The following is a 10,525-nucleotide window of genomic DNA, read 5'->3' on the forward strand; positions in this document are numbered from 1 at the left end:
TTTCTAGTTCTGTGGGGTTGCATTTCCCTGATCCTGCCCTGCATTCTGATTCTGCTGATTGCCATCGTTCTGATTCTGATCGTTGCTCTGTGGATTATCATTTCCATTATTCGGATTTTGATCCGTTGTCTGATTCTGACTCTGCTGATCGCCGGCTCCCGTGTTCTGATTCTGATCCTGTCCCGCGTTCGGATCCTGCCCTGCATTCTGATCCGGATTCTGCTGATCGCCGGTTCCTGCATTCGGGTCCTGCTGTGCCGCATCACCCGCACCTGCGTTTGGATCCTGCTGCGCTGCATCGCCTGCGCCCTGATCCTGACCATCGGCCGGCTGATCTGCGTTTCCATCATCACTGCCCTGATCCGAGTTCTGCGATTTAAACTCATCCGACAGCTGTGCATATGGCAGAAAATCCAGGGATGTTTTTCCCTCATGGATCTGGTTCATATAAGTCTGCCAGATCTGACCAGGATAGGATCCTCCTGCAAGTCCGGGAACTTCCTGTGGAATATCATAACCAACCCACACGGCTGTCGTATAGTAACGGGTATATCCGCAGAACCATCCATCCTTGTTGTCATTGGTTGTTCCTGTCTTACCTGCACTGATCATGTTGGTAAGCTGCATTTTCCGTCCAAGACCATTGGTCATAACGGATTTCAGTACATCTGTCATCATACGCGCTGCTGTTTCCTTATAGATTACAGTCTCTTTCGGTTCCAGTGTATATACGACCTGATCTGTAGAATCCGAAATAGACTTCACACAGGTCGGTTCACGGTATACACCATCATTCTCAATCGTCGCATATGCGGATGCCATCTCAAGTGTCGACATACCGATCGTAAATCCACCAATAGATGTTGCCGGTGTATTATCTGCCGGTTTGATCTGACTGAAATTCATATTTTTCAGATACTGCAGACCTGCTTCCGGCGTAATCTCTTCGTATAATTTCCATGCAACCGTATTCAGTGACTGTTCTACCGCGTAGCGGATCGTAACATCCCCCTGATATGTCTTGCTTGCATTCTGCGGTCCATTTTCAATCGGCTCATCTTTTACAATGGAATCCGGTGTGTAACCGCGTTCAAAAGCCGGTGTATAGTCAATCACAGGCTTGATACAGCTTCCTGGCTGTCGGAAACTCTGATATGCACGGTTTAACGTATATGTCGTGAAATCCTGTGATCTTCCTCCGACGATTGCAGCAACCAGTCCGGTATCATTATCAATACATACTGCCGATCCCTGAAGCGTATAGATTCCATCATCCCCGGTCTCTGTAAAGGATGCCAGCGTGCTGTCTACCGCCGACTGCAGATCAGCCTGTTTCTCCAGATCGATGGACGTATAAATCTTATAACCGCCGCTGTAGATCTTTTTCTGGCATTCTGCATACATCTCGTCATAGAGATCATCGTACGTTTTTTCCGCATCATCATTATCAAAATAATACTGGAACTCAAATCCTTCATTCTGCATGAGCGCCCTGGTCGCACAATAATATGTATAGGTATCCACATAGTTATTCCGCTGCTCTTCCGTCTCCTGTGGACGGTTGAGCGCAATCTGCTCCGAAATTGCACTGTTATAAGCACTCTCGGAGATTTTTCCATCCTCATACATGTTCTTTAAGATCAGATTTCTCCGCTTTAATGTGTGCTCAATATTCGCAACCGGATCATAGTATGTCGGACTGTTCGGTATCGCACATAAAAAGGCAATCTGTGACAGATCCAGATCCGATAATTCACAGTTAAAATATCCTTTACATGCGGCCTCAATTCCATAATATCCATTTGCAAAATAGATATTATTCAGGTAAAATTCCATGATCTTATTCTTGCTGTACCGCTTTTCCAGCTCCATTGCGGCAAAAATCTGTTCGACCTTACGCTCCCAGGTCTTGCTGCTGTCCAGATACACCAGCTTGGCAAGCTGCATGGTGATCGTACTTCCTCCCTGGCTCGCCTCGCCCTTCTCCAGAGCCGCCTTTACCGCTCGCAGTATCGCTTTGTAGTCCACACCATTGTGCTGATAAAACTTCTTATCCTCGATACTGATCATCGCCGTCACAAAATCTGCGGGAATATCCTCGTATTTCACATAAACAGCATCCTTATCCCCGTTTGTCTCGGAAATCAGATTGCCGTTTACATCATAAATCGAGCATGTCTTCGCAGGTATAAAAGTCTCGTCATCCGACTGACTTACCAGCTGGACTGCTTCTTTTTTCAGTTCCTGCACTTCTACTGCATAACCACCAAAATAATAATATCCAAGCCCACCAAGAACGAGAAGCATCAATACAATCTGTAATTTCACCATAAACCAGAAAAAACGATGCTGTTTTTTTCTCTTCTTTTTCTTAGCCATATGAATCTCCTTATATATATCATTATGATGGTATTTTATACTTTTTAGGCAAAATATGCAATGAGGGAACCGACTATACCAGTTCCCTCATTATACCTGCTTTTTATTGTTCCATCTGTTTTCCCAGAAAATGTGCGGCTGTTACCGCAAGCTGTTTTTCTACTTCCCCATGAAATTTTTTTTCATCTTTGCCATAAATGACAACTGCTCCTATACTGTCTCCATTGCAGATGATCGTTGCAATTGCTTCATATGGAAATTCGCCTTTGTCATCCAGTGTGATCTTAATATATGCACCATCCTCGGCCTGTGCCTGAACGTTACCTCTCTGTTCGATCAGATTCTCCAATTCGCTGCTAAGCGGCTTGCCTTCATAATCACGCTTTTTTGCACCTGCTGCCGCGATGACATAATCTCTATCCGTAATGCAGATCAAATGTCCCGTCGTAAGTGACAGACTCTCTGCATAGCTGGCTGCAAACTCTCCCAGTTCTCCAATCGGAGAATATTTTTTCAACATGATCTCTCCCTCCCGGTTCGTAAATATCTCAAGAGGGTCTCCTTCCCGTATTCTCAGCGTTCTGCGGATCTCCTTTGGTATTACGATTCGTCCCAGATCATCTATTCTTCTCACAATACCTGTGGCTTTCATAAATTTTCCTCCAATGCTTTATTTTGCTATCTATCAACTCTGGAGTTAGTATGTGGAAAACTGCGGGAAATATTCTTGGATCATCCAAATGAAAAAACAACGATCCGCTCCCTTTGATTTTCTCCCGGGAAAAGGTCGCGGCAGTCGATCTCGTCAAAAAACACAAGTTCATCGACTGTCATCAGATATGTCATATATTCATCCGATGGATAATAAAAATAAAGCTGTATTTCTCTTTGGCTCTCATAATACGAAGCCGCCACGCGTGCAATTACTTTTTGCAGAATCTCTATGGAAAATGGATTGAAAAAATAGATCCGGTCCACTTCCTCCGGTACTATATACGACAGGAAAAAGTCGACTCTTCCTTTTCCACAGCCATAATCCAGAAGTGTGTTTCCCTTTCGGATCCATCCCGAATTGGCAAGACGCTCCAGCACACAATACGGTGTCGGCTCATATGGATACCGATACTGGTCTGCATGCGAATCATCCCTTCCTGAGGTATGGATTCGCAGCATATTGTCCCAGTTCTTTTCGTTTTGGATTACCGGATTAAAGTAATTTCTGAATATCCTCGGCAATCTGCTCTCTGGTAAGACGATTTGCTTTTAAAACAGCAGCTACGTCATAACGGTCAAGGAATTCTTTCTTAAGACCATAGTTTAACACCTTAACGTCATCCGAGCCATAGAAACGGGCAATTTTTTCGCCAAATCCACCGTCTAAAATGCCGTCTTCCAGTGTTACAACAACAGAATGCTCCTCTTTCAGCGATTGCAGAAGTGTCTCATCCAGTCCGCTAATGTAATGAGGATTGATCAGTGTCGCATTGACACCTGCTTCTTTCAGCTTTTCGCAGACTTCCTCTCCCAGACCGTAAAATGTCCCAAGTCCAAGGATTGCCACTTTGCTTCCTTTTTCGGTCACTTCATAAGTGTTTAATCTGCTCCAGTCATTTGTAATCGTTTTTCCGTCGGAGATCATTTCTTTTCCCGGAAGTTTGATTGCAACCGGATGTTCATTCTGCTCGATACTCCAATCCAGCATGGAAAGATATTCCTCTTTTGTTGTCGGTGCGAGATATACAAGATTCGGAATATTAGAAAGCATCGGAATGTCCTGGAATCCCAGATGTGTGACGTCGTTCATGCCATACACAGATCCCTGGAATGTTACGATTGTTGCCGGGCTGTTGTTGATGCAGATGTCCTGTGAAACCTGGTCGAACGTTCTCTGAACAAATGTGGAATATACACCAAATACCGGTTTTCCACCATTTGCAGCAATTCCGGATGCGAGCGCTGCTGCTGTTTCCTCTGCGATTCCGACATCGACAAACTGACTTCCTGCCAGATCACGTTTATCCTTTGTAAATCCCATAACCGTAGGTGTTCCAGCTGTAATTGCAACGACCTTAGGATCTTTTTTCATTTTATCCAGAAGATACTCACAGGTTACCGAAGAATAATCCGGTGCATCAGATGTGACAAGTGACTGTCCTGTTTTGATATCAAACGGAGCATGATAGTGCCACTCCTCTTTATTTTGTTCCGCAGGCGCATATCCTTTTCCTTTTAATGTGTTGATATGCACAACAACCGGTTTCGTTGTATCTTTGACTTTCTGGAATGCCTCGATCAACGCAGACACATTGTTGCCCTCATTGACGTACACATATCCAAGGTTCATCGCCTTGAACAGATTGCAGTCTGCAGTTCCATTCGTCTCCCGTAAAAGCTTGAGGTTTGCATATAATCCACCATGATTCTCAGCGATCGACATGTCATTATCGTTCACCAGGATAATGAGGTTACTCTGAAGCTCCGATGCAAAATCCAGACCTTCCAGTGCTTCTCCACCACTCAATGATCCATCTCCAATCACTGCAATGACATTGCCTTTTTCGCCCTTTAAATCACGTCCTTTGGCAAGACCGCATGCAAGGCTGATCGACGTGGAAGTATGGCCAACTGTAAAGAAATCGTGTTCACTTTCGTGCGGATTGCTGTATCCAGATACATCGTCATAATGTTCCTCATAAAGAAATGCATCTTTTCTGCCTGTGAGCATTTTATGCGGATAGCTCTGATGCGATACGTCATACACGATCTTGTCCTTCGGCGAATCAAATACATAGTGAAGTGCAATTGTTGCCTCCACCATACCAAAGTTTGGTCCAAAATGTCCCATATGGCGGCTTGCTCTCAGTAAAAGCGCATGACGGATCTCTTCCGCAAGTGTTGGAAGCTGATCGATCGTAAGCTTTTTCACATCCTCTGGTCCATTTATGTTCTCTATATACATCGATAAAAATCCTCCCTGTATCCTATAATGTTTTTACCCAGTCCTCAATTTCCTGTCTGCCTGCTCTGTTTAAGAGTTTTCCTTCACAAATTTCAGCATTCGGTGCAGACGGCTGTAACTCTTTGACGGTATTGCCGAATCCGCTTCCGCCTGATGTTGCAAACAGAACGATCTTTTTACCGGAAAAATCATATTTCTCCAGAAAAGTATTTACAATTGTCGGTGCAACATACCACCAGATCGGGAATCCCAGAATGATCTCATCATAATTTTCCACATGTGCATCATCGTCTGTCATTTCCGGCCGGAAGCTCTTGTCATTCATTTCAACAGTGCTTCTGGCTTTCTTGTCCATCCAGTTTAAGTCTGCCTTTGTATAACGTACCTTTGGTGTGATCTCATACAGATCTGCTCCTGCTGCATCTGCGATCATCTGTGCTACCCTCTCAGTTGTTCCGCTTGCGCTAAAATATGCTACTAATTTCTTGCTCATCTGAAATTCCTCCTGTCTGATCACTCAAAAATCTGCTGTGTTTTCTGATCGTGTGCCCAAAGGAACAACACGTAAAAATGCGCGAGATAAAATCAAAATATCTCACGCATTTATTATAAATTCTTTGTTTTAGTATGACTAATGCCTATATTGTATTGTCTATGATGCTTTGAAGGCATGGGCTGGATGTCTCATCTAAAAAAGTAGAAATTTCTAATAATCTATCTGTTGGTGAATCTTCCACAGTATAATTTATTTACCATGTCCCCGTCAAGTGATTCTCTACTTTTTCGTTAGAAATATTCAAGTTGTAATATGTATCGCCTTTCTCCGTAATAGTAAACTTTCTTTTATTTACACCTATTGTCTACGCTATTATCTGCACGCTAACCAACATATTCTCTGTATTCTCCATTTTTTAATTGATTACACCGCCTGTTTTCTGATATTTGGCGGTGTAATCGATAATTTTCTCTGCTATACGGAGAATCTTTTGTTTTCTGTAGAAAATCTGTATAGTTTTTGGGTGTAATCAATCTTTTCCTTTGCTATACGGAGAATTTATATTCAGCGACTGCTGCTCTCGTCATCCGACCCAACCGAATCACGCAGATCCTGAGCCAGCATATAAATCTTATTCAGGATCTCCCTGCAGTTCTTCATGCTGTCCACAGTCTGGTCTGCCATACGCAGTCCTTCTGTAGAGGAAGCTGCAACTTCTTCGCCTGTAGCGGAAAGATGCGTAATATTATCTGCAATAACCGATGTAGAATCCAGTATCTTCTGGATACTCTGTTCTGCAAGCGTAATATTGTCCATCAGATTCTCTACGGTCTTACCAACATCCTCAAATTTATCTTTTGTATTGTCGATCAGCTCATTCTGTTTCTGTACCGACTCAACAGACTCCTGAATACTCTCATTCGCCTTCTTTGTGTCACTGTTCAGTTTACTGATAATCTCCGTAATATTGGATGATGCCTCCTGTGTCTGTTCAGAAAGCTGTCGGATTTCCTCTGCAACAACTGCAAATCCTTTTCCCGCCTCTCCTGCTCTTGCAGCTTCAATCGATGCATTCAGTGCAAGAAGATTGGTCTGGTCTGAAATACTAATGATCGAACCGATAAAGTTCTGAACCTCATTTACCTTATCTGTCAGACTTGAAATCACTTCTACAATAATATTGCTGGATTCCTCTACGCTCTGTGCCTGTGCTTTTAATTCCTCTACTACCTGTGTACTCTCTTTTACGGTATCATCCGTGCGATGTGATGCTTCGATCATTGCATGGATCTCTTTTTCTGCAGTGTCTGTATGGCTCTGGATCTCTGAGCACATCATTGCCTGTTTCTGAATTGCTTCTGCAGTGCTTTCTGTGCTGTTTGCAATATCCGCAATCGAATTATGGCTTACATCAATGCTGTTTTCCAGGTCATCCAGCATCCCCATTGCCTGTCCAAAATGCTTTTTGATATTGTCTGCCACCAGAATCATCTTGTCATTGCTGTCTTTCTGCTGGTCTGCCGCATCCTCGATCACGGAGAGATTCTCATCGAAAAACCGGATCAGAAGGCGTGTAATACTGATTGATGCATAGGACACAAGCAATAACACAAAAATGGCAAGTACGTTATTCGTAAGTATATCCTGCGCCTGTGGATCAAAATGGATGCATAAACGTACAATATTAGCAATCAGGACAACTCCATTCACCACCATCATCATGCGTTCATTCAGATATACCATAGCTGCAATAACCAGCGGCAGTGCATATGCCCAGGTTCCTTCTGTTGAATTAAGCAGTGATACAACTGCATAACCACCCGTCATTGCGGTTACCAGAACCACCGCACACGTGTATGTTTTTTTCTTTGTAATGTATGCAATCACCGATACTATGATAACACCAACGACCGTTATGCATTGCGCTGCCATCCTTCCTGCATGCGCTCCCTGATGGACTGCCAGTGCAGCCAGAACAGTAAGTGCAATATAAGCAAACACGATTACACTTACTGTAAATACCCGTTTGTTCGCCCGAAGATACTGATTTTCTGTCATTTCGATCCTCCCCATTCCATCATGTTATATTATTATTTTGGTTTGTTTTTCCAAAACCATTATAACACATTATTTCGAAATGACAAATTTCTACATCTCCTGTGCATGCATTTCATGATATTCGTTGATAAATCCATCCATACGTGAGGTTTCCGCCGTAAGCTTCTCTAACACCCCGTTAATTACGGTAAAACGTTCTGCATTATCGGCACACATTGCATTCGTCTCCTCTGCCGATGCACTGACTTCTTCACTGGTCGATGAAAGTGTGTTTGTGCTGTCTACCAGCGTGGTGTTGGATTCTTTGAGTTTTCGCACGTTGTCACTCATATGTATGGAATTTTCTTTCAGATCTGACATTCCACTGCGGATACCGGCAAAATCATCCTCGATATCATGGATCATAACAACCTGGTCTCCAATCTTATCCATAACATGATCCATGGACGTGATGGTATCCGTGGCATTCTGATCCAGTTTGTTAATGATCTCTTCAATATTCTCCGTTGACTGTTTGGTCTGTTCAGAAAGAACACGGATCTCTTCCGCAACGACAGCAAATCCTTTTCCTGCATCTCCTGCACGTGCTGCTTCAATCGATGCATTTAAAGCAAGCAGATTGGTCTGTGTGGAGATCTGCTGGATGATTCCGATGATCTTCTGCATATCTTTGGTATGTGTATGAAGTTCGGACATATTTTCTTTTACCATGGTATTTTCCTGCTCGATCTGTGCGGTCTGCGTTACGATATCGCTGACCAGCTTCTGCCCTGTTTTCACGCTCGCACGTGTGTTTTTCGAGATCTGCTCCAGCTCATCTGCCATTTCCACTGTCTCGTTTATGATATCCTGGATCTTTCCCGTAACTTCTGCCTGTTCCTGAATGCTTGAAGAAGTGCTTTCCATGCTGGCTGCAACATCTGACATCGCAGTATTTACGGAATTGGTGGCTTCGTTCAGTTCCTCAACCAGTGCATGGATCGACTGTGTGGATTCATTGACGGACTGTCCGACCGTTACGATGGAATCCATCATGCTTTCCTGTTTGCTGCGGTTTTTCTCAAACTCATCCAGCGCTTCTTCATTGTGCATCTTTGCTGCTCTTGCGGCAATACAGATTGCGACTCCAAGAATGAATGCCAGCATACATGCCATAAAGATCTGATTTTTCTGCTGCTGTGACTGACAACCCAATACATAAAAAGAATACAGACCATTCAGGATTGTCAGGACAAGTGTGATCCCGCTAAACCGGATCTCAAGTTTCAGATCAAAGAACATGATCATGCTGATCAGTACCGGATAAATAAAAATATTATACAGAAAGATCGTAGATGAGAGGCACGCAGCCTCGAATGCGATCAGGAAAATGCCAAATGCAATATTTTTAAACCGGTCTGAAATCGGATTCACCCGGTATAATACATTCGATATAGCCATCGGAACTGCGATCATTGCTGCAACAGACAGACATTTGACGATTCCAAATCCCTGTGCGATCTGTCCTAAATACAACACTATTAGCAAAATGCTCACAAATGTAATCGACGTTGTAAGCGCATAATTGGCGCGTTTTAATGTTTTTTCCTCAAAAGTTAACTCTGTGCATTCCATGATATCAGCCTCCGTTTCTAAATTCATTTTCTATGAGGCTATCATAAGGGGTGGAGCAGGTCTAAGGTCAAGCAGAAACAACTATTTTTTAGTACGATTCGACTAAAGGAATATATATTTCGTAATAGTCCTGTATCGTTTCTTCTTGCAGCATACTGTATACAAAGAAGGCATACGCATATTTTTCGCATCTGAGTCCGTTCTCCTTTGCATACTGTTCCATATCACTCAGATCCCATGCTGCATGCCCGGGTGACGTTTTCACGGTATACAGGCATCTGCTTCCTTTCTGAGCCGGAAATGACTCAGCAGCATTCTTCCACGGAGACAGCTCCAGCATCTTTTTCTGTATGATGAACTCAAGTGTCTGGCTCTGGTACTTTTCATTTTCTTCCTTCTGCAAATGATAACAAAAGTTCCCAAAGGAAAAAACCGGTGACTGGAAAAGTGTCTTAATCTCTTTATACAGAAGCAATGCATGTTCCTGATGATATACGACATACGCATCCGGCAGCTGCCGTATGCTGTACGTTTCATATCCTTTATTCAGATTTTCCAGATGGGTTTTCATAAAACGCATTTTCTCTGTCTGCTGCTGCAGCTGTTCGATCTTTCTCTCATTGAGTTCGATCATACTGTCAAAATGATCACAGAGCTCATCAAAAGAACGACCGCTTAAAAGTTCGCGGATCTCTGCAATTCCAACGCCCAGCTGGCGGTAAAGGGAAATTCCCAGTATTCTGTGGATCTGTGCAAATTCATAATAGCGGTATCCATTGTTCGGGTCGCGCAGCGGAAACACCAGCCCTTCTTTTTCATATAACCGAATCGCATCCGGCGAAATTCCAAGCAAAGCAGCCACATCATGAATGGTATATCGTGTCTTTATCTCCATAATTATAATCCGCCTTTCTGCGAAAGGCACCAATGCGTCATGAAACACTTTGGCTAACTTCCGCTTTTCTAATTTATATTCCTTCTGATATTATTTACCTATAAGACTGACACACTACAGAACA

At 43.3% G+C, this 10,525-nt stretch carries 8 protein-coding genes; all 8 read right to left on the reverse strand.

Features of this window, described 5'->3' with window-relative positions; all coding sequences use genetic code 11:
* Nucleotides 1-3: 3 nt before the first annotated feature.
* Complete coding sequence (locus tag FYJ75_RS12765) at nt 4-2,379, reverse strand: transglycosylase domain-containing protein (RefSeq protein ID WP_154430810.1); 2,376 nt, start codon at nt 2,377-2,379, stop codon at nt 4-6.
* A gap of 103 nt (nt 2,380-2,482) precedes the next feature.
* A complete protein-coding gene (spoVT, locus tag FYJ75_RS12770; RefSeq protein ID WP_154430811.1) occupies nt 2,483-3,031 on the reverse strand; it encodes a stage V sporulation protein T in 549 nt (182 codons plus the stop codon).
* Between the two features lie 80 nt (nt 3,032-3,111).
* A complete protein-coding gene (locus FYJ75_RS12775) occupies nt 3,112-3,552 on the reverse strand; it encodes an SAM-dependent methyltransferase (RefSeq protein ID WP_154430812.1) in 441 nt (146 codons plus the stop codon).
* A gap of 34 nt (nt 3,553-3,586) precedes the next feature.
* The gene (locus FYJ75_RS12780; RefSeq protein WP_154430813.1) at nt 3,587-5,338 is read right to left on the reverse strand and encodes a 1-deoxy-D-xylulose-5-phosphate synthase; all 1,752 of its coding nucleotides are present in this window, start codon (nt 5,336-5,338) and stop codon (nt 3,587-3,589) included.
* A gap of 22 nt (nt 5,339-5,360) precedes the next feature.
* The gene (locus FYJ75_RS12785; RefSeq protein WP_154430814.1) at nt 5,361-5,831 is read right to left on the reverse strand and encodes a flavodoxin; all 471 of its coding nucleotides are present in this window, start codon (nt 5,829-5,831) and stop codon (nt 5,361-5,363) included.
* A 567-nt stretch (nt 5,832-6,398) separates the two neighbouring features.
* The gene (locus FYJ75_RS12790; protein WP_154430815.1) at nt 6,399-7,892 is read right to left on the reverse strand and encodes a methyl-accepting chemotaxis protein; all 1,494 of its coding nucleotides are present in this window, start codon (nt 7,890-7,892) and stop codon (nt 6,399-6,401) included.
* A gap of 90 nt (nt 7,893-7,982) precedes the next feature.
* Nucleotides 7,983-9,506 (reverse strand): methyl-accepting chemotaxis protein, encoded by a 1,524-nt coding sequence (locus FYJ75_RS12795; protein WP_195839029.1) that lies wholly within the window; start codon nt 9,504-9,506, stop codon nt 7,983-7,985.
* A gap of 88 nt (nt 9,507-9,594) precedes the next feature.
* Complete coding sequence (locus FYJ75_RS12800; protein ID WP_154430817.1) at nt 9,595-10,401, reverse strand: MerR family transcriptional regulator; 807 nt, start codon at nt 10,399-10,401, stop codon at nt 9,595-9,597.
* Between the last annotated feature and the right edge of the window lie 124 nt (nt 10,402-10,525).

Origin of the sequence: Roseburia porci (assembly GCF_009695765.1) — a bacterium.
Lineage (GTDB): Bacteria > Bacillota > Clostridia > Lachnospirales > Lachnospiraceae > Roseburia > Roseburia porci.